This window comes from Frigoribacterium sp. CFBP9029, from assembly GCF_034045305.1.
Lineage (GTDB): Bacteria > Actinomycetota > Actinomycetes > Actinomycetales > Microbacteriaceae > Frigoribacterium.
This window is the reverse complement of record NZ_JAXCWB010000001.1, coordinates 151,269-170,652: the sequence shown is the minus strand read 5'-3', so window position 1 is coordinate 170,652 and position 19,384 is coordinate 151,269. Positions and strand designations below refer to the sequence as shown.

Below are 19,384 nucleotides of genomic sequence, written 5' to 3'. Positions count from 1 at the left end.
GAAGCAGGTGCTCGGTTGTCGTGGCGAGCGTGCACGGGACTCAGCGGTGGCGGAGTCCGAGTGGTGCCGACCCGACCTGATGGCGGGTGGCGAGCAGTCGTTCGACGACGAAGAGCCGGTCGAGCGGTGCCGAGGGGAAGAGCAGCTTGGTCCGGGCCATGAAGCCGTTGGACGGCGGACCGCCTGCTGCGACCCGGGCGAGGGTCGTCCGGTCGACGCCGATCATCCGGGCCAGCTCGGCGTCGGACTCGATCTGGTGAGTCCTTCGCAGCTCGTGCAGAGCGACGACGTCCAGAACCAGACGGTCGACCCTGGTCGGTGTTGCATGTGCGGATGGCTTGTTCATGCGAGGAACACTACGGCGTATCTCCGCACGTGCAACAGCATCCCGCGGGCGGAACACGGCGTGTCGCGACAGGATGCCCACAGGACTGCTGCTCCGTATATGGAAATGCGTTGCACGTATGCAGCGAGACCTGTAGCGTCTCCTCGTGATCACCCAGACCTGGTCGGCCTTCCTCACTGCGATCGCCGGCCCCGAAGCCGGAGTACCCAACCAATCCGAGATCGCCCGTGTCGCGGGCGTCTCGACGGCCACCGTGAGTCGATGGGTCTCGGGCGAGGTGCAGCCCAAGGCGGAACAGGTCATCGGAGTGGCACGGGCCTACGGGGTCAGCCCCTTCCTGGCCCTCGTCGCCGCCGGCTACCTCCGGCCAGGCGACATCGAGGGCACGCTGAGCGTTCCGCGAGCCCTGCAGATCACGGACTTCACCGATCTCGAGATCGCCCGCGAGATGCTCCGCAGGGTCAGCTCGGCGGCGGACGCCTCCGCGACCTCCGCGCCCCCGGTCGATCACCCTGCGTGGGCCGTTGTCAGTGGCTCCAGTCAAGATGACATCGAGTCGCTGCCGAGTGCGGCCAAGAGCGACGCCCACGAAGTCGAGGAGGACGACCACACACCGTGACTCAGTACGTACCGCGGGAGCACGCGGCGGATCTGGGGGTCCCGATCATCGAGTACCCGCTTCGAGCGGACTTCGGCAGGTACGTACCCCAGCTCGGCGCCATCCTCATCAAGCCCCGGATGCGAGGCGCGCTCGAGCGGTCCGTCCTCGCGCACGAGCTCGTCCACGCCGAGCGAGACGAGTACGAGACGGGCGTCCCGCTCATCGACCTGCGGATGGAGCGCAATGCCGACAGGGTCGCCTCCCTCCGACTCATCGACGAGGACGAGCTGCTCGATCTGATGAGGTGGTCGTCCGACCCGGGGCGTTGGGCGGTCGAGCTGGCCGTCACGGCCGACCTGCTGGAGGCGCGCATCGCGCAGCTGAGGGTGTCGGAGTCCGACCGGGCGGCTGGTAGACAGGTGTCATGACGATTCGATGGGGAATACTCGGCGCGGGCGGCATCGCCCAGGCCTTCACCTCCGACCTGCTGGGGGCCGGCCTGGCCGTCTCGGCCGTCGGTTCGCGCGACCAGGCCAAGGCGGACGAGTTCGCCGGCCGGTTCGGCATCGACCACGCGCACGGCAGCTACGAAGACCTCGTGGCCGACCCGACCGTCGACGCCGTCTACGTCGCGACTCCGCACGTCTTCCACGCCGAGCAGGCCCTGCTCGCGATCGCCGCCGGCAAGCACGTGCTCGTCGAGAAGGCCTTCACCGTCAACGCCGCCGAGGCGCAGACGGTCCTCGACGCCGCGTCCGCCGCCGGCGTGGTCGCGATGGAGGCGATGTGGACCCGCTACCTCCCGCAGAGCGCGCGACTGCGGGCGATCGTGCGATCCGGCACCATCGGCGAGGTGCGCCTCCTGACGGCCGTGCACCTGCAGTCCCTGCCGACCGACCCGCGCCACCGCCTCAACGACCCGGCGCTCGGCGGCGGCGCGCTGCTCGACCTCGGCGTCTACCCGGTGTCGTTCGCCCACGATCTGCTCGGCGCCCCGACCGACATCGCGACCGTCGGGGTCCTCAGCGACCAGGGCGTCGACGCCCGCCATTCGGTGACCCTCGGCTATGCGAGCGGCGCTTCGGCGCAGCTGTACTCGGCGCTCGACTCGACGGGGCACAACGTCGCCGTCGTGCACGGCACGGCCGGTCGCGTCGAGATCGACGCGACCTGGTACACCCCCGTCGGCTTCACCGTGTACGACAGCGACGACGCCGTCATCGAGCGCTTCGACTCCGACGAGGGGTCCCTCCGCGGCATGCACCACCAGGCCATCGAACTCGACCGCGTCGTCTCGGCGGGCGAGACCGAGAGCCCCCTGCTCACGGCCGAGGGCATCGTCGACGTCATGCGCACCATGGACGAGATGCGGAAGCAGATCGGGGTCCGCTATCCCGGCGAGTAGAAGGCACGGGTAGGAGGCGCGGCGACGGTTTCGTACACTGGCTGCGATGGACGACCACGCACCCCGAGAACGTCCGCGTGACCGACGCGGCGGTCCGCGGAGAACCCTCGCGCGCCTCCTCGACGAGCACCCCCGAGGGGTGCGCGTGACCGCGGTCGTGACCGCGATCGCCCTGCTGGCGGGGGGAGCGGTCGCGGCCGGGGCCATCACGACGCCGGGCGAGCCGACCGTCTCGACCTCGTCGCCGACCGACTCGCCCCGTGCGACACCTGAGCCCACCGCGGACGACACCCCGACGGCGGCACCCGACGTGGCCCCGACGAGCCCGACGCCGACCGCGACTCCGACGGCGGCCCCGGTGCGCTCCTGCTCGGTCGCCGCCGCGGCCGCCGACCCCCGCCTCGCGCAGTTCGAGGGCACCGTCGTCGACGCCGCGACCGGCGAGGTGCTGTTCGACCGAGACGGATCGACGCCCGCCCGCACGGGCAGCGTCCTCAAGACCCTGACGAGCGCGGTCGCCCTCGCGGTGCTCGGGCCCGACCATCGTCTGACCACCAGGGTGACGGGCGACGTCGGCAGCGGCGCGATCGCCCTCGTCGGCGGTGGCGACGCCACGCTCAGCGCCGTCCCCTCCGGCGGCAGCGTGTACGCCGGGGCGCCGACGCTCGCCGACCTCGCCGCGCAGGTGAAGACCCGGCTGGGCGACGCCCCCGTCTCGCGGATCACTCTCGACGCCACCTACTGGAGTCAGGCCGACGAGTGGGACCCCTCCTGGAAGCGCTCCGAGCAGACCATCGGCTACCACTCCGAGGTGACGGCGCTGATGGTCGACGGCGACCGGGCCGACCCCGCCGCGCAGACCAGCCCGCGCAGCACCGACCCCGTCGCTCGCGCCGGCGACGCCTTCCGGGCCGCGCTGGTCTCCGCGGGGGTCGCGGGGGCCGACACCGCGGCGATGTCGCAGGGCGCCTCGAGCAGCGCCACCGTGCTGGGCGAGGTAGCGTCGCAGCCCGTCTCCACCCTGATCTCGCAGCTGCTGCCCACCTCCGACAACACGCTCGCCGAGATGCTCGCACGGACCTCGTCGCGTGCGTCGGGCGCCGACGGGTCGTCCGCCTCGCTGACGCCCCTCTACCGTTCGGTGCTGTCGTCGACGTACGGGCTCGACACCTCGACCACGACGATCATCGACGGGTCGGGGCTGAGCGAGAACGACGCGGTCCCCTCGACGGTCGTGGCGAGGCTGATGATCGCCGTGGCCGACCGCCGCGACGGCCTCGGCGTCGTCTACGACGCGCTGCCGATCTCGGGGCGCACGGGCACCCTCGCGAGTCGCTTCACCGGCGACAACGCGGTCGCGGCCGGCTCCGTGCACGCGAAGACGGGCTGGATCGACACGGCCTACACGCTGGCGGGCAGCATCGACTCCGCCGACGGCACCCGACTCGCCTTCGCGTTCTACGCGATCGGCGACGTGCGCGACGACGCCCGCGCCGCACTCGACACGCTGACGGCGGCCGTGTACCGCTGCGGCACCGATCTGTCAGGAGAATGAGCGCATGGTCAGAGCACTCCTCGTCATCGACGTCCAGAACGACTTCACCGAAGGAGGCGCGCTCGGCGTGGCAGGTGGCACCCGCGTCGCCGAGGGGGTCGCCGAGCACCTGGCGCTCGCGGCAGGCGACTACGCCCTCGTGCTGGCCAGCCGCGACTGGCACGAGGCCGAGAGCGACAACGGCGGGCACTTCTCCGAGCAGCCCGACTACGTCGACTCGTGGCCGGTGCACTGCGTCCGCGGCACCACCGGCGCCGACTACCATCCGGCGCTCGACGCGTCGTCGATCGACGTGCATCTCACGAAGGGCACGGGCAGCCCGTCGTATTCGGCGTTCGAGGGCGTGACGGCCGACGGCGAGAGCGCCGCCGAGGTGCTCCGGGCTCGGGGCGTCGACTCGCTCGACGTCGTCGGGCTGGCCACCGACCACTGCGTGCGGGCGTCGGTGCTCGACGCCGTGGCCGCCGGGCTCGCCGTCCGGGTCGTGACCGATCTCGTCGCCGGTGTCGCCCCCGTCTCGAGCGAAGCCGCACTGGCCGAGATGTCGGAGGCGGGCGCGACGCTCGTCACCCGCTCCGATCTCGGGGTCGAGTCGTGAGCGGGGCGCCGATCCGGGTCGGCATCGTCGGTTTCGGGCTCGCCGGGCGGGTGTTCCACGGCGCCCTCCTCGCCGCCGACCCCGACTACGACGTGGCGGCCGTCGTCACGCGAGACGCCGATCGCGCGGCCGACGCTGCGCATCGGCACCCCGCCGCAGCGGTCGTGGCCTCCAGCGCGGACCTCGCGGGCATGGGGCTCGACCTCGTCGTCGTCGCGACACCGAACGCGACGCACGCCGACGTGGCCGCCGAGGCGCTCCGTGCCGGGTCGGCCGTCGTGGTCGACAAGCCGGTGGCGACCTCGGCCGCCGAGGCTCGCGCACTGATCGCGCAGGCCGAGAGCTCCGACCGACTGCTCACCGTCTACCAGAACCGCCGATGGGACGGCGACTACCTGACGGCGTCACGTCTGATCGCCGACGGGGCGCTCGGCGACGTCCACACCTTCGAGTCCCGCTTCGAGCCGTGGAAGACCGCGAACCGCGCCGGCTGGAAGTCCTCCGCCACGGTCGCCGACGGCGGCGGCATCCTCTTCGACCTCGGCCCGCATCTCGTCGACCAGGCACTGCGGCTCTTCGGCCCGGTCTCCGACGTGCACGCCGAGATCGCGACGCGTCGGCCCACCGCGTCGGCCGACGACGACGTCCTGCTGTCGCTGCGCCACGAGAGCGGCGTCCGCTCGCGTCTCTGGATGAGTCACGTCGCCGCGCAGCCCGGCCCGCGCCTCCGGGTGCTCGGATCGGAGGGCGCCTACGTCGTCTCGGGTCTGGACCCGCAGGAGGCGCAGCTCGCGGACGGTCTGTCGCCTGCGGACGACGCCTACGGACTCGTCGACCCGGCACGGCACGGCACGATCGGCGTCGGAGACGACGCCCGGGTGGTGCCCACCGAGCGGGGCCGCTACCCGCTGTTCTACGGCCGCCTCGCCGCAGCGCTGCGGGGCGAGGCCGAGGTGCCCGTCGACCCGCGAGACGCGGTCGCAGCGCTCGAGGTCATCGAGGAGGCGCGGCGCGGCACCCGCTGACCCTCGCGCCCCAGCGGCCCCGGCGGCCCCGGCTCGCCGCTAGACGAGCAGCTGGTGCTTCGCGAGGTCGCGGTAGAGCGGCGTGCTGACGACCAGCTCGGAGTGCGTGCCGACCCCGACGACCCGCCCGCCGTCGACGACGACGATCTGGTCGCTGTCGACGACGGTCGACAGTCGGTGGGCGATGACGATGAGCGTGCGGTCCTCCGCCACGGCGTCGATCGCGCCGCGCAGACGCTGCTCGTTGACGCCGTCGAGGCTCGACGTCGACTCGTCGAGCAGGAGGATGGGCGGGGCGGAGAGCAGGGTGCGGGCGATCGCGAGACGCTGGCGCTCGCCGCCCGAGAGCATGACGCCGTCTTCGCCGACCTGCGCGTCGAGGCCCTCGTCGCCGCGATCGAGCACCGCGGTGAGGTTCACGGCCTCGAGCACCCGTCGGCAGTCGTCGTCGGTGGCGCCCGGCGAGCCGAGGGTCAGGTTGTCGCGGATGGTGCCCGCGAGCACGGGGGCGTCCTGTTCGACGTACCCGATGCGCGAGCGCAGCTCGTCGCGGTCGAGGGCGCGCAGGTCGACCCCGTCGATCCGCACGACTCCGGACGTCGGGTCGTAGAAGCGCTCGATGAGCGCCAGCATGGTGCTCTTGCCCGCGCCCGACGGCCCGACCAGAGCGGTGCGCCCGCCGGCCGGGACCGAGAAGCTGACCCCGCGCAGCACCGTGAGGTCGTCGTCCGGCACGACGCCGTCGACGCCGTCGACCCCGCCGGCCGCTGCGTCCGGTGCCGCGGGGTAGCGGAAGTGCACGTCGTCGAAGGTCACGGCGTCGGTGGTCTCGACGCGGGCGACACCGGCGAGGTCGGCGGCGGTGCGGCGGTCGTCGTGGTCCTCCGACGGGAGATCGAGGATCTCCTGGATGCGACCGAGGGCGCCCAGCGCCTGGTTGACGCTGAGGACGGCGCCGAGCGCCTGGCCGAGCGGCATGATCATCAGGAAGAGGAAGAGCACGAACGACACCAGCGACGCGATCTCGATGGCGCCGCTGGCGACACGGAAGCCCCCGACTCCGAGCACGACCAGGAACGAGGCCTGCAGCGCGATCGACGAGATGGGCACGACGAGCGCCGAGATCCGGGCGACCTGCAGCCCCCGCTCGTAGGCCCCGACGGCGTCGAGCTCGACCGCGGCGACCTCGCGTTCGGTGGCCCCCGACGCCCGGATGGTGCGGACCGAGCTGATGGCCCGTTCGACGGCCGCCGTGAGGTCTCCGACCTTCTCCTGCGCCTGTCGGCTTGCGACCCGGATCCGTCCCGAGAGCAACACGACGACGAGCACCGAGACGGCGACGACCAGCACGGTGAGTCCGAGCAGCACGGGGTCGATCAGGAACATGCCGACCAGGGCGCCGATGAAGGTGAGGCTGCCGCCGATCGCCTCGACGAGGCCCTGCGTCAGGACGGCGCGCAGCAGCGTGGTGTCCGAACCGACCCGCGAGACGAGGTCGCCCGTGCGGCGGGAGTCGAACTCGCTGACCGGCAGTCGCAGCATGCGCCCGACGAGGCGGCGCCGGCTGGAGAGCACGACGCCCTCGCCGGTGCGCTGCAGCAGGTAGTGCTGGAACCCGCTCAGCAGACCGGCCACGACCACGAGGCCCACGAGGGCCCAGACGAGCGAGCCCAGGGCCCCGCCCTGCTCGACGACGGCGATCACCCGCTGCACGAGCAGCGGCTGACCGAGCGAGGCCGCGGCGCCCAGCACGCTGAGCACGATGATCACCGTCATGACCTTCTTGTGCTCGAAGAGGTACGGCAGCAGCTGACGGAACGTGGCACGGGGCCCCTCGGGAGGGCGACGGCGTCCGAGACCGCGGCGCGCCCTCGGGGGGTCGACCCGCGCCTCCTCGGCAGGGGTCGTCGGGGTGCGCGCGCTCGTGTCGGAGCTCATGGTGCCTCTCGTGCCTGGAGGCCGCGCGGCGCGCGGCGGGTGACCGGGGCGGCCGACGGACCGCCTGAGACGACCGTACTTCGTCGGCGGCCCCGGCACCTGTCAGTCGACGGCCTCGTAGTCGACGTCGCGGGTCTCGCGGCTGAGGATCAACGCGACGAGCGTCAGAGCGGCCATCGACGAGAGGTAGAGCCCGACGAGCCAGGTGCTGCCGCCTGCAGCCGTCCAGAGCCACACGGCGATGAACGGGGCCACGGCCGCGCCGAGGATGCTCGCGACGTTGTAGCTGATCGCCGAGCCGGTGTACCGGACGCTGGTCGGGAACAGCTCGGGCAGCACCGCGCCCATGGGGCCGAAGGTGAGCCCCATCAGCACGAAGCCGATGATCAGCAGTGCCTGCGCGCCGAGCACGCCGCCGGCGAACAGCGGGGCGAACAGGAACCCGAACACCAGGATGCCGGCCGTGACGCAGATGAGCATCGCCCGTCGCCCGTACCTCTCGGCGAGCGGCCCGGAGACGAGGGTGAAGACGCCGAAGAAGACGACCCCGAGGATGAGCATCCACAGGAACTGCGTGCGGGGGATGCCGAGACCCGCCGGGTCGCCGGCGGCATCGGCCGTGCCGAAGGTCAGGGTGAAGGTCGTCATCAGGTAGAACAGCGTGTACGTGGCCAGCATGATGAACGTGCCGAGGATCAGCGGGCGCCAGCTCGTCGTGAAGACGCGGGCCAGGGGCAGCTTCGCGACCGAACCCGAGTCGACGACCTTCTGGAACGCCGGGGTCTCGATCAGCTTGAAGCGGACGTAGAGCCCGATGATCACCAGCAGGGCGCTCGCCAGGAACGGCAGCCGCCAGCCCCAGGCCATGAACTGCTCTTCGGTCAGGGTGGTGTTCAGCAGCACGAACAGCAGGTTGGCGATGATGAAGCCGATCGGCGCGCCCAGCTGGGGGAACGTGCCGTAGATCGCCCGTCGGTTCTTCGGGGCGTTCTCGGTCGCCAGCAGCGCCGCGCCGCTCCACTCGCCGCCGAGGCCGAGACCCTGGCAGAAGCGCAGCACGACGAGGCACGCGGGGCCCGCGACGGCCCAGCCGGGCGTCGTGCCGGCGGGGATGCAGCCGATCAGCACCGTCGCGATGCCCATCGTGAGGAGGGAGGCGACGAGGGTGCCCTTGCGGCCGATGCGGTCGCCGAAGTGGCCGAACACGATCGAGCCGACGGGTCGGGCGATGAAGGCGACCCCGAAGACGGCGAACGAGGCGAGGCGCGCGACGGCGGGGTCGTCGTTCGCGAAGAAGACGGTCGGGAAGACGAGGACGGCGGCCGTCGCGTAGACGTAGAAGTCGTAGAACTCGATGGACGTGCCGACGAGGCTCGCGATGATGACGCGCGAGCGCTTGTTGGCAGGAGGTGCGGGCTGCGTCGACGAGGCGACGGCTGATGACGACATGGGGGGACTCCGGAGCGGCGGGGAGGACGATGCCGGCGACGACGGCGGAGCGGGGCCGGGTGGGGCACGCAGGGGCTCGGTCGTGGACGTGCGTCGGCCGGGGATCAGCAGGGGCGCACGACGCCGGTGGGGTGTGGCCGCTCGTGACAGCCGTCGTTCAGTTTAGCGCCTTCGTGAGTGGTGCTCAGCCGTCGGTGGGGAGGTGCCCGGGCAGCTGGTGACCCATGCGGTCGCGTTTCGTGTCGAGGTAACCCTCGTTGAACGTGCCGACGCCGACCACGAGGGGCACGAGCTCGGAGACGGCGATGCCGTGCTCGACGAGCTGGCGGCTCTTCTCCGGGTTGTTGCTGAGCAGCCGGATCTCGTGGATGCCGAGGTCGCGCAGCACATCGGCCGCCGCGCCGTACTGCCGGGAGTCGGCCGGCAGCCCGAGGGCGAGGTTCGCGTCGAGGGTGTCGAGACCGTCTTCCTGCAGCCGGTAGGCGCGGAGCTTGTCGATCAGACCGATGCCGCGGCCCTCGTGGCCCCGCAGATAGACGACCACGCCGCCGTGCTCGTGGATCGTGTCGAGGGCGGCGTCGAGCTGCGGACCGCACTCGCACTTCAGCGACCCGAAGGCCTCGCCGGTCAGGCACTCGGAGTGCACCCGCACGAGCGCGCCGTCGCCGGGAGCACGACCGTCGGGGCCGGTCGCGACGACGGCGACGTGATCGGCCCCCGTGACGAGGTCGCGGTACGCGCGGAAGGCGAACGTGCCGTGCCGGGTCGGCACGGTGGTCTCGACCTCGAAGGTGATCTGGGGCGAGGCGGCGGGCGAGGCGGTCATGGTGTTCTCCGGGGCTGGGCGCGGGCGACGATCAGGACGTCGTCGCCGAGGGGGGTCACGCGGGTCGTCACGAGACGGACCTGACCGTCGATGCTCGCCACACCGAGGTCGCCGAGGGCCGTGCGCGGTCCGCCGAGGAGCGTCGGGGCGAGGTAGACGAGATAGTCGTCGACGAGGCCGCGTCGCACGAACTCGCTGGCGACGGTCGGACCGCCCTCGACGAACACCCTGCGGACGCCGCGCGCGTAGAGGTCGGCGAGCACGGCCTCGAGGTCTCGGCTGCCGGTCTCGACGAGAGCCCTCGGGTGTCTCCGGAGTCCGGCGTCGGCCGGGACGGGCCGGTGGCCGACCACGACGGGCAGCGGCTGGTCGGCGAGCAGCTCGCCGCCGTCGCCGCGCGCGGTGAGCCCGGGGTCGTCGGCCAGGACGGTGCCGGTGCCGACGAGGATGGCGTCGTGCGCGGCCCGCTGCTCGTGCACGTGCTGTCGGGCGGCCGTGCCCGTGATCCACCGGCTGGTGCCGTCGGCCGCGGCGGCGCGTCCGTCGAGACTGGAGGCCCACTTGAGGGTGACGAACGGGCGACCCGCACGGGTCGCCACGAGCCAGGGGCGGATGGTCTCTTCGGCGTCGTCGCGGAGGACGCCCGCCACGACCTCGACCCCGGCCCGCCGGAGGCGCTCGGCACCACCCGAGGACGACTCGCCGGGATCGGAGACGGCGTAGACGACCCTCGACACCCCGGCGCCGATCAGAGCCTCGCTGCAGGGGCCCGTCCGCCCGGTGTGATCGCAGGGCTCGAGACTGACGACGGCCGTGAGACCGACGGAGGACTCGCCCGGCGCGAGCCTCGACAGCGCGTCGACCTCGGCGTGCGGTGTCCCGGCGCCGCGGTGCCATCCCTCGGCCGCCACCGTCAGATCGGGGCGGAGGAGGACGCACCCGACCTGGGGGTTGGGGCCGAGGGACGTGCCGCGGAGAGCCAGCTCGAGCGCTCGCCGCATGGCGTCGTCGTACGCGCTCGAGGGGGTGGTCATGGTCTCTCCGGTTCGGTCTCGCCGATCGGTTCGTCGAGGCCACGGATGTCAACCGCAGGGTCGCGCGAGTATTCCGAGGGGGAGACGCCGACGGGCCACCCGGGCTTCACCGACCGGTCGTCGCTCGAACGGAGTCGCGCCGTCCGGCAGAGCGGATGGGAGCCGTCCCGTGCCGGATGGAGACCCGGGGCGTCGCCGGTGTACCGGAACCCCGTCGACCGGGCGACGCCGGCGCTGCCGTCGTTGTCGACGAACCCCTCCCAGTAGAGCTCGTCGACCCCACCGTGCGCGAACGCCCAGTCGGCCACGAGAGCGACCGCGGCCGTCATGAGACCGCGACCCCGATGGGCGGGTGACGTCCAGAAGCCGATGTCGTCGTCCGCGAAGCGCAGGCTGATCATGCCGACGAGCAGCGACGAGCCGGGAGACCGGAGCCCCCAGGTGCACTCGCGCCCGGTCGACCAGCCGTGGTCGACGATCCGTCGGAGGAAGAACTCGGCGTCGGACTCGTCGTAGGGCACGGGGACGGTCGTGAACCTCTGCAGCTCGGGGTCGCGGCACGCGTCGACGATGGCGGCGACGTCGGCCCGCTCGGGCACCGCCAGACGCACGGCGTCGGACTCGAGGACGAAGGGCTGCACGATCAGGCCTTGCGGAGGAAGCCGATGCGGTCGTAGACCGTGTCGAGGGTGGACTGGGCGAGCTCGTTCGCGCGATCGGCGTTGCCGGCCAGCACGCGGTCGAGCTCGGCGGGGTCGTCGAGCAGCTCGAGCGCGCGCGCCCGGATCGGCGTGAACGTCTCGACGACCACCTCGGCGACGTCCTTCTTGAGGTCGCCGTAGCCGCGGCCGGTGTAGTCGCGCTCGAGATCGGCGATGGCGCGCCCGGTGAACGCCGACTGGATCGTCAGCAGGTTCGACACCCCGGGCTTGGCGCCCCGATCGAAGCGGATCTCGCGCTCCGTGTCGGTGACGGCCGACTTGATCTTCTTCGCTGTGCGGGACGGCTCGTCGAGCATCCAGACCACACCCGACTCGGTGGCCGCCGACTTGCTCATCTTCGATTCGGGGTTCTGCAGGTCGTAGACCCGCGCCGACTCCTTCTGGATGGTGGCCTCGGGCACCACGAACGTCGTGCCGAACCGGGAGTTGAAGCGGGTGGCGAGGTCTCGTGTCAGCTCGACGTGCTGACGCTGGTCGTCGCCGACGGGCACCACCTCGGCGCCGTAGAGCAGGATGTCGGCCGCCATGAGCGTGGGGTAGGCGAACAGGCCGAGCGAGGCCGAGTCGGCGCCCTGCTTGGCCGCCTTGTCTTTGAACTGCGTCATGCGGCTGGCCTCGCCGAAGCCGGTGAGGGTGTTCAGCACCCAGGCGAGCTGCGCGTGCGCCGGCACGTGCGACTGGATGAAGAGCGTCGACAGCGACGGGTCGATGCCCGCGGCGATGTACTGGGCGGCCGTCCGCCGGGTGGACTCGCGGAGCGTCGCGGGATCCTGGGCGACGGTGATGGCGTGCTGGTCGACGACGCAGAAGAGGGCGTCGTGGGTCGACTGCTGCTCGCGCCACTGCAGCAGGGCCCCGACGTAGTTGCCGATGTGCAGCGAGTCGGCGGAGGGCTGCATGCCGGAGAAGAGCCGGGGGCGGCCGGCGCCGCGAGGGGGCTCGGCCGTCTCGGAGGCGGCGGATGCGGGGGAGGGGGTGGTGCCGGTCATGACGTCCTCAGGGGGTCGGAGAGATCAGATGTCGTAGTCGACGACGACGGGTGCGTGGTCGGACCAGCGCTCGGCGTACGACGGCGCTCGATCGATGGTGTGGTTCTCGGCCTTGGCCGCGAGAGCGGGCGTCGCCAGGTGGTAGTCGATGCGCCAACCGGTGTCGTTGTCGAAGGCCTGGCCGCGCCACGACCACCACGAGTACGGCCCCTCGACCTCGCCCGCGAGTCGGCGCCCGACGTCGACCCAGCCGAGTCCGCTGCCGCCGGTGCCGTCCACCGTCTCGATCTCGGTCCCGGCCTCGCCGAGGAACCGGTCGAAGTACGAGCGCTCGCGCGGGAGGAAGCCGGCCCGCTTGACGTTGCCCTTCCAGTTCTTGATGTCGAGCTCGCGATGACCGACGTTCAGGTCGCCCGTCACGACCGAGAGCCCGTTGTGGGCCGCCAGCTGCGGCAGCCGGGCGGTCATCGCGTCGAGGAATCTCCACTTCTCGTCCTGCTTGGGGGTGTCGACCTCGCCCGAGTGCACGTAGGTGCTGACGACCGTGACGATCGTCCCGTCGACGTCGTAGTCGGCCTCGATCCACCGCCCGGCGCTGTCGAAGTCGTCGTCGCCGAGCTCGACGCGGTGCACGGAGGCCGCCCCGCGGGAGGCGATGGCCACACCCGCGCGGCCCTTCGCCGTCGCGGGGTGGTGGACGACGTTCCATTCGGGGCCGAGCAGGCCCTCGAGGTCGTCGGTCGAGGCGCGCACCTCTTGGAGCGTGAGGATGTCGACGTCGCGCTCGGCGAGCCAGTCGCCCATGCCCCTGCGGTACGCGGCCCGGATGCCGTTGACGTTGACGGAGGCGAGGCGGAGACGTGTTCCCATGCGCAGAACACTACCGGCGGCCACCGTCGCCGTCGCCGCGCGGTCGGGAGGGACGGGGCAGGCGGGAGACGAGGCCCCGCACGGCCGCGACGGCACGCCGGGAGCGGGTGGCGACCCGCGCCTCCTGGGCCAGCCGCTCCTCCTCGAGCAGGCGCAGGCGCTCGGCCTCCTGGTGCGGGTCGGCGAGCACCCCGATGTCGTCCATGCCGACCGCGATCCAGGCCGCGGCGAGCAGCAGCACCTGGCAGAGCAGATCGATGACGATCAGCAGACCGATGACCGCCGCGAACGACGCCAGGAGGGGGTTGGCGCCCGTCGCGCGGAGCAGGGTCCCGCCGACGACCGTCAGACCGACGAAGCCCGCGGCGCCGAGGGCGGACCCCACGAGGAGGCGCGGGCCGGGGATGTGCAGACCCGCCAGCACCCGGAACAGCGCGGCGAGCACGAGAGCGTCGAAGACGAAGACGAGCAGGAGCGCCGTGACACGGAGCAGCAGGACGGACGCGGCCGACGTGGTCGACAGATCGAGCAGGTGCAGGGCCCAGCGCACCGCCGTGGTGCTGAGCAGCGAGACCGTGGCCGAGACGACCACGGCGGCGCCGAAGGCGAGGGCGAGGGCCAGGTCGCGCAGCACCAGCCGGAGGAACGGGGTGGCCGGCGACGGCGCACGGAAGATCGTGCGGACGGAGTCGCGCATCCCGCCGAAGAGGGTGATGGCGGAGAAGAGCAGACCCACGAACGCGATCGCGCCGGTCCAGCCGAAGACGGTGGCGTCGAGGAGGGCGTCGGGGTCGACCACCCCCGCCCCCGAGTCGTCCTGGATCAGGCCGGGGACGGCCGAGCGGATGAAGACGACCAGCTGGTCGCGGAGGGCCTCGTCGCCCGAGACGACGAAGCCCGCGACGGAGAAGCCCACCCAGAGGCCCGCGAACAGTGCGAAGAGGGCCTGGTACGTGAGACCGGCGGCGAGCAGCGGGCCCTTCGCTCCGACGTAGCGGCCGACCACCCGCACGGGCCGCGCCGTCGTGACGCGGCCGACCCTCGACCGGGCGTCGGCGTCGTCTCCGGCCACGGGGTCGTCGATCGACCGCTCGTCGTCCGGTCGTCGTCGCATCGCACCAGGGTAGGGGTGCGTGACGCTCGCGTCCGGACCACGCACCCGTGCGCCTCGCGTACGATGGCACGCGACCGCGCGGCACAGGGTCACCGCCCGTGCCCGGCATCCGAACTCACCGAAACGAAGAGGTCTCACAGTGGCACTACAGGGCGTTGGCGTCGGACGCGGAGTGGCCGTCGGCCCGATCCTCCGGATGCCGGATCCGCTGCCCGAGCCGAGCAGCGACAAGCGGACCGCCGAGGCGGACGCCGAGTTCGCCGACGTCACCCGGGCGCTCCGCTCGGTCGCCGCCGATCTGTCGGCACGGGGCGAGAAGGCCGGCGGCGAGGCGAAGGACGTCCTCGACGCCCAGGCGCTCATGGCCGAAGACCCCACGCTCTCCGACGACGTCCAGCAGCGCATCGCCGACGGCGCGACGGGCGAGCGGGCCGTGTTCGAGGCCTTCGCGGCCTTCCAGGAGATGCTCGTCGGCATGGGCGGCTACATGGCCGAGCGCGCCACCGACCTCGGCGACGTCGCCCAGCGCGTCATCGCATCCCTCCGCGGAGTCGCGGCGCCCGGCGTCCCCGAGAGCGACACCCCCTTCGTGCTCGTCGCGCCCGACCTCGCGCCCGCCGACACAGCCCTCCTCGACCTCGACAAGGTGCTCGCACTGATCACCCGCGACGGCGGACCGACCTCGCACACGGCCATCCTGGCCCGCTCGAAGTCGATCCCCGCCATCGTCGGCGTCACCGGAGCCCTCGACCTCGTCGACGGCACCGTGGTGGTCGCCGACGCGGCCACGGGCGTCGTGACCGTCGACCCCGCAGCCGACGAGATCGCCCAGGCGGAGCAGCGCATCGCCGACCGCCGCGCCGCAGCAGCCGCCCCGCTGACCGACGGCGCCCTCGCAGACGGCCACGCCGTGCCCCTCCTGGCCAACCTCGGCTCGCCCGACGAGGCCGGCGGCGCCGTCGAGCTCGGGGCCGAGGGCGTCGGCCTGTTCCGCACCGAGTTCCTCTTCCTCGGGTCGTCCACCGCCCCGACCGTCGAGAGTCAGACCGCCAGCTACACGGCGCTGCTCGAGGCGTTCCCCGGCAAGAAGGTGGTCGTCCGCGCGCTCGACGCCGGTGCCGACAAGCCGCTGAGCTTCTTGAACGACGCCCACGAGGAGAACCCCGCCCTCGGGCTCCGGGGGCTCCGCGCCCTCCGCGTGAAGGAGCAGATCCTCCGCGATCAGCTCACCGCGCTCGCCGAGGCCCAGGCGGCCACGACGGCCGACCTCTGGGTCATGGCGCCGATGGTGAGCGACGCCGAGGAGACCGAGTACTTCGTCTCCCTCGGTCGCGAGCTCGGACTCAAGACCGTCGGGGTCATGGCCGAGGTGCCCTCGCTCGCGGTGCTGGCCGACCAGGTGCTCCGCACCGCCGACTTCGTCAGCATCGGGACCAACGACCTGACGCAGTACACGCTCGCAGCCGACCGCATGCTCGGCTCGGTCGCGTCGTATCAGGACCCGTGGCACCCCGCCGTGCTCCGCCTGGTCCGGGCTCTCGGCGACGCCGGGGCGACCGCGGGCAAGCCCGTGGGCATCTGCGGCGAGGCGGCGGCCGACCCGCTGCTCGCCGTCGTGCTCGTCGGACTGGGGGCCACGACGCTGTCGATGACCCCGGCCGCCCTGGCCGACGTCCGCCTCGAGCTGTCGAAGTACACGATCGAGCAGGCGCGCGCCCTGGCGGCGGCTGCGATCGATGCGACGACGGCGCCGGGCGCGCGCGAGGCCGCCGAGGCGGTCGCCGCAGGCCTGTAGTCGAGCGGGCCGGTCGGGCCGGGGTCCGATCGGCTCACGGCCCGTCCGGCTGCCGTCCGACGGGCTGCGCACCGACCCGCCGCGAACTCACCGGCCCCGTGCCGAGGTCATCCGCTCAGCTGCCTGCGACGGCGGGTGCCCACGTCGGACGGTACTTCGCGCTGCGGGGGAAGCGCTCGAGGTCGGCCGCGTAGTCGGCATCGGACGGCACCTCGCCGGCCGGACCCGGCTCGAACGGGGACGCCGGGTTGTCGTAGACGCGACGGTCGAGGGTGAAGCGTGCCGTGAACGACCCGTCGCTGGTCAGCGTCAGGGCGAACGAGAACCATGCGCCCTTCTCGGGGTCGGCCATCACCTCGCGGAGGCGCGAGCCCGCGGCGGCGACGTCGGGGATGCTCAGGCCCTGCTTCGCGCCGCCGGCGGCGTCGAGCGCGTCGACCCACACGCGCGACGTCGAGCCGACCTCGAGCAGGAACAACGTCGCCTCCGCCCAGTCATGACCGGCGAGCGACTCGGCGAATGTCGCGGCGATGTCGTTCTGCAACTGCTGCTGGCGGGTGACGTCCATGGGTCGCGGCCTCTCGTTCGGGGTCGTGGTCGGCGCCGACGCGGGCGTCGACGACGTCCCGTGAGGAGCTCTCACCAGCTTAGGTGCCCACCGTCGCCGCGAGGCCCCTCGCACGGGGGGACTTCCCGTCCGCTGCATGGACGCCGCCTGCGAGTCCGGGTCCGAACGGACCCGACCGGCGCCCGCGGAGCACACTGGACGGGTGGGCACCCCTATTCGACATCCGCTCGTCGACGCCGTTACGGCGCGCGTCGTCCGAGTCGACGGTCGGGGCCGGGTCCTCCGCCTCAGCCCTCCCATGGCCGATCTGCTCCGGCGTCGCAGGCACCGACGGCGGGTCGTGCTCGTATCGAGCGAGCGCTCCCGTCTGACGGTCGGTCTCCGGTCGGCGCTCGTCGAGGCGGGTGCCGCCTGGGTCGTCCACGACGACCGAGGAGATCTGCGAGACGGCCTGACCGGTCGTCCGTACGGCGCCGTCGACGACGCCGGCATCCCCGTGGAAGAGCTCGGCGTCGAGAAGGTCGAGTTCCCCGAGATCGGTCCGGCCGTCGACACCAGGGTGCAGCTGACGATCGATCTCACGGTCCTCCACCTCCCCGCCCACGACATGAGCCTGGGAGGCGCGCTCGAGACCATCTCGCAGGCTGTGTCCGGTTCGCTCCCCGTCTCGTGGGGCGTCACCGAGCCGATGCTGTCCGCCTGGGATCGATGGGCTCTCACCCAGCACGCCCGCCATGCCGCGCCGGAGCCCCTCCGCATGCTCGTCGAGGGCCCGCATCTGTCGGCCACCGTCACCGCCCGGGTCACCGAGCACGGGACGGAGGAGACGATGTCGATCACGGTCGACGTCGTCCACCCCGCCGACGGAGAATCCCTCGACGCGGGCATCGACCGGCTGACCGGCGCCCTCGCCGACATCGCCCGGGACAGCCTGCCGACCTTCGCCCTCGTGGTCGCACGGGAGGGCGAGGTGGATCGCTGCGTCTGCGCCGTCACCTACCCGCCGCCCAACCCGGTCGCACTGCTCATCGGAGCGCCGTCCGTCAAGCGTCTCGGGCTCGACCTGACCGCGTTGCCGACCGGCGAGACGGTCCGGGTCGTAGGCCGCCCGAGCCTGCCGGCCTTCGTGGTGCCGCTCGGTGACGCCAGCACGCCCGGGTGGGACGCACTGCATCAGACCCTCGAGGCCGTGGGGCCGGAGCGTCTCGCCACCCTGGTCTCGCCGCCCCTCCTGCAGGCGTGGGAGGAGGACCTCGACGAGTTCGACCTCCTCGACGAGAGCAGGGTGCAGGGCGACGCGAAGGGTTCCGAAGCTGGCGACATGGAGGAGGGGCGTGACGACAGTGCCTCGTGAGATCACCATCCTGAGTCCTCAGGCTCCCGACGGGCTCGATCTCGCGAGCGCCGCGCACGCGGTCGACGAGTCGTACGGGGTCCGCCCCATCGACGGCGCGACCGCCCATCAGGTCTTCGCCCGCGGAGGCCGCGCTCTGCTGACCGTCTACGGCGCCCAGGAGCTGAACACGTCGGGTGAGATCGAGCGCCTGCTGACCGATCCGCCGGAGGTGCGCCTCCCGGTGTTCTGGGTCGATGCCATCGCGCCGCTCGGTGAGGACGGCGAAGCCGGTGTGTCGGTCGCGCTCCGGCTGGCTCTCGCTCTGGACGCCGTCTGCATCGTCGAAGACGACTGAACGGCCCCGCACCGTGCGCCCGCCGACCGACGGCGCGTCTCGGATGCACGAGAGGCGCCGGGCTCGACAGCCCGGCGCCTCTCATCCGCGTGTCTTTCGCGACTAGGCGCGACCTCGCAGCACGGCCTGCTTGACCTCGGCGATCGCCTGGGTCACCTGGATGCCGCGGGGGCACGCCTCGGTGCAGTTGAAGGTCGTGCGGCACCGCCACACGCCCTCCTTGTCGTTGAGGATGTCGAGACGGACCTGAGCGCCCTCGTCGCGGGAGTCGAAGATGAACCGGTGCGCGTTCACGATCGCGGCCGGGCCGAAGTACTGCCCGTCCGTCCAGAAGACGGGGCAGCTCGACGTGCAGGCCGCGCAGAGGATGCACTTGGTGGTGTCGTCGAACCGCGCACGCTGGGTGGCGCTCTGGATGCGCTCCTTCTCGGGCTTCGATGAGGCCATCAGGAACGGCTGGATCTCGCGGTACGACTGGAAGAACGGCTCCATGTCGACGACGAGGTCCTTCTCGAGGGGCAGGCCCTTGATGGCCTCGACGTAGATCGGCTGCGTCACGTCGAGGTCTTTGATCAGGGTCTTGCAGGCGAGACGGTTGCGGCCGTTGATCCGCATGGCGTCCGAGCCGCAGATGCCGTGGGCGCACGAGCGGCGGAAGGTCAGCGAGCCGTCCTGCTCCCACTTGATCTGGTGCAGGGCGTCGAGCACCCGGTCGGTGGGCAGCACCTCGACGTCGAAGTCCTGCCAGCGCGGCTCGGAGTCGACCTCGGGGTCGAAGCGTCGGATGATGAGCGTGGCGGTGAACGTCGGGATCGCGTCGGCCCCTGCGGGGGAGTTCTCGAGGACTGCGGTGCTCAT

19 protein-coding genes and 1 pseudogene are annotated in these 19,384 nt (G+C 72.1%); 9 read left to right on the top strand and 11 right to left on the bottom strand.

Features of this window, described 5'->3' with window-relative positions:
- Positions 1–40: 40 nt before the first annotated feature.
- Positions 41–346, bottom strand: coding sequence for a hypothetical protein (locus SOM11_RS00780; protein ID WP_192058640.1), 306 nt, complete (start codon positions 344–346; stop codon positions 41–43).
- Positions 347–491: 145 nt separating this feature from the next.
- Here SOM11_RS00780 and SOM11_RS00775 point away from each other — a divergent pair, with 145 nt between their 5' ends.
- Genes SOM11_RS00775 through SOM11_RS00750 form a run of 6 tightly spaced genes read left to right on the top strand, consistent with a single transcriptional unit; the run spans position 492 to position 5,530 of the window.
- Positions 492–965: a helix-turn-helix domain-containing protein gene (locus tag SOM11_RS00775; RefSeq protein WP_192058638.1), complete on the top strand. Its 474-nt coding sequence runs from the start codon at positions 492–494 to the stop codon at positions 963–965.
- Positions 962–1,375: an ImmA/IrrE family metallo-endopeptidase gene (locus tag SOM11_RS00770; RefSeq protein WP_192058635.1), complete on the top strand. Its 414-nt coding sequence runs from the start codon at positions 962–964 to the stop codon at positions 1,373–1,375. Before SOM11_RS00775 ends, SOM11_RS00770 begins: the two co-directional genes overlap by 4 nt.
- Positions 1,372–2,352 (top strand): Gfo/Idh/MocA family oxidoreductase, encoded by a 981-nt coding sequence (locus SOM11_RS00765; protein ID WP_320476913.1) that lies wholly within the window; start codon positions 1,372–1,374, stop codon positions 2,350–2,352. Before SOM11_RS00770 ends, SOM11_RS00765 begins: the two co-directional genes overlap by 4 nt.
- Before the next feature lie 46 nt (positions 2,353–2,398).
- On the top strand, positions 2,399–3,907 hold the full coding sequence (dacB, locus tag SOM11_RS00760; RefSeq protein WP_320476912.1) for a D-alanyl-D-alanine carboxypeptidase/D-alanyl-D-alanine endopeptidase: 1,509 nt from the start codon (positions 2,399–2,401) through the stop codon (positions 3,905–3,907).
- 4 nt (positions 3,908–3,911) lie between these two features.
- A complete protein-coding gene (locus SOM11_RS00755) occupies positions 3,912–4,505 on the top strand; it encodes an isochorismatase family protein (RefSeq protein ID WP_192058628.1) in 594 nt (197 codons plus the stop codon).
- Positions 4,502–5,530, top strand: coding sequence for a Gfo/Idh/MocA family protein (locus SOM11_RS00750; protein ID WP_320476911.1), 1,029 nt, complete (start codon positions 4,502–4,504; stop codon positions 5,528–5,530). The genes SOM11_RS00755 and SOM11_RS00750 overlap by 4 nt, the downstream gene beginning before the upstream one ends.
- Before the next feature lie 39 nt (positions 5,531–5,569).
- Here SOM11_RS00750 and SOM11_RS00745 read toward each other — a convergent pair whose 3' ends face one another.
- From SOM11_RS00745 to SOM11_RS00710, 8 genes and pseudogenes are all read right to left on the bottom strand, one after another.
- Positions 5,570–7,468, bottom strand: a complete 1,899-nt coding sequence (locus tag SOM11_RS00745; protein WP_320476910.1) for an ABC transporter ATP-binding protein — start codon at positions 7,466–7,468, stop codon at positions 5,570–5,572.
- A 102-nt stretch (positions 7,469–7,570) separates the two neighbouring features.
- Complete coding sequence (locus SOM11_RS00740) at positions 7,571–8,917, bottom strand: MFS transporter (RefSeq protein ID WP_192058621.1); 1,347 nt, start codon at positions 8,915–8,917, stop codon at positions 7,571–7,573.
- A gap of 184 nt (positions 8,918–9,101) precedes the next feature.
- Positions 9,102–9,755: pseudogene (gene ribA, locus SOM11_RS00735) on the bottom strand (GTP cyclohydrolase II); the annotation flags it as partial.
- Positions 9,740–10,777 carry a bifunctional diaminohydroxyphosphoribosylaminopyrimidine deaminase/5-amino-6-(5-phosphoribosylamino)uracil reductase RibD gene (gene ribD, locus SOM11_RS00730; RefSeq protein WP_320476909.1) on the bottom strand — a complete coding sequence of 346 codons (1,038 nt, stop codon included), beginning with the start codon at positions 10,775–10,777 and terminating at the stop codon, positions 9,740–9,742. The gene ribD and the pseudogene ribA, both read right to left, overlap by 16 nt.
- Positions 10,774–11,418: a GNAT family N-acetyltransferase gene (locus SOM11_RS00725; RefSeq protein ID WP_320476908.1), complete on the bottom strand. Its 645-nt coding sequence runs from the start codon at positions 11,416–11,418 to the stop codon at positions 10,774–10,776. The genes ribD and SOM11_RS00725 overlap by 4 nt, the downstream gene beginning before the upstream one ends.
- 2 nt (positions 11,419–11,420) lie before the next feature.
- Complete coding sequence (gene trpS / locus SOM11_RS00720) at positions 11,421–12,488, bottom strand: tryptophan--tRNA ligase (protein WP_320476907.1); 1,068 nt, start codon at positions 12,486–12,488, stop codon at positions 11,421–11,423.
- Positions 12,489–12,512: 24 nt separating this feature from the next.
- On the bottom strand, positions 12,513–13,358 hold the full coding sequence (locus SOM11_RS00715; protein WP_320476906.1) for an exodeoxyribonuclease III: 846 nt from the start codon (positions 13,356–13,358) through the stop codon (positions 12,513–12,515).
- Between the two features lie 10 nt (positions 13,359–13,368).
- Positions 13,369–14,472, bottom strand: coding sequence for a YihY/virulence factor BrkB family protein (locus SOM11_RS00710; protein ID WP_192058609.1), 1,104 nt, complete (start codon positions 14,470–14,472; stop codon positions 13,369–13,371).
- Positions 14,473–14,611: 139 nt separating this feature from the next.
- Here SOM11_RS00710 and ptsP point away from each other — a divergent pair, with 139 nt between their 5' ends.
- Positions 14,612–16,267: a phosphoenolpyruvate--protein phosphotransferase gene (gene ptsP / locus SOM11_RS00705; protein ID WP_320476905.1), complete on the top strand. Its 1,656-nt coding sequence runs from the start codon at positions 14,612–14,614 to the stop codon at positions 16,265–16,267.
- Between the two features lie 115 nt (positions 16,268–16,382).
- On the opposite strand, the gene SOM11_RS00700 is transcribed toward ptsP, so the two are convergent.
- Positions 16,383–16,835 carry a hypothetical protein gene (locus SOM11_RS00700; RefSeq protein ID WP_320476904.1) on the bottom strand — a complete coding sequence of 151 codons (453 nt, stop codon included), beginning with the start codon at positions 16,833–16,835 and terminating at the stop codon, positions 16,383–16,385.
- A 136-nt stretch (positions 16,836–16,971) separates the two neighbouring features.
- Between SOM11_RS00700 and SOM11_RS00695 the strand changes: the two genes are divergently transcribed.
- Complete coding sequence (locus tag SOM11_RS00695) at positions 16,972–18,189, top strand: DUF6177 family protein (protein ID WP_320476903.1); 1,218 nt, start codon at positions 16,972–16,974, stop codon at positions 18,187–18,189.
- Complete coding sequence (locus SOM11_RS00690) at positions 18,170–18,526, top strand: hypothetical protein (protein ID WP_192058600.1); 357 nt, start codon at positions 18,170–18,172, stop codon at positions 18,524–18,526. Before SOM11_RS00695 ends, SOM11_RS00690 begins: the two co-directional genes overlap by 20 nt.
- A gap of 102 nt (positions 18,527–18,628) precedes the next feature.
- On the opposite strand, the gene SOM11_RS00685 is transcribed toward SOM11_RS00690, so the two are convergent.
- Entirely contained in the window at positions 18,629–19,384 is a 756-nt protein-coding gene (locus SOM11_RS00685) for a succinate dehydrogenase iron-sulfur subunit (protein ID WP_192058597.1), read from the bottom strand.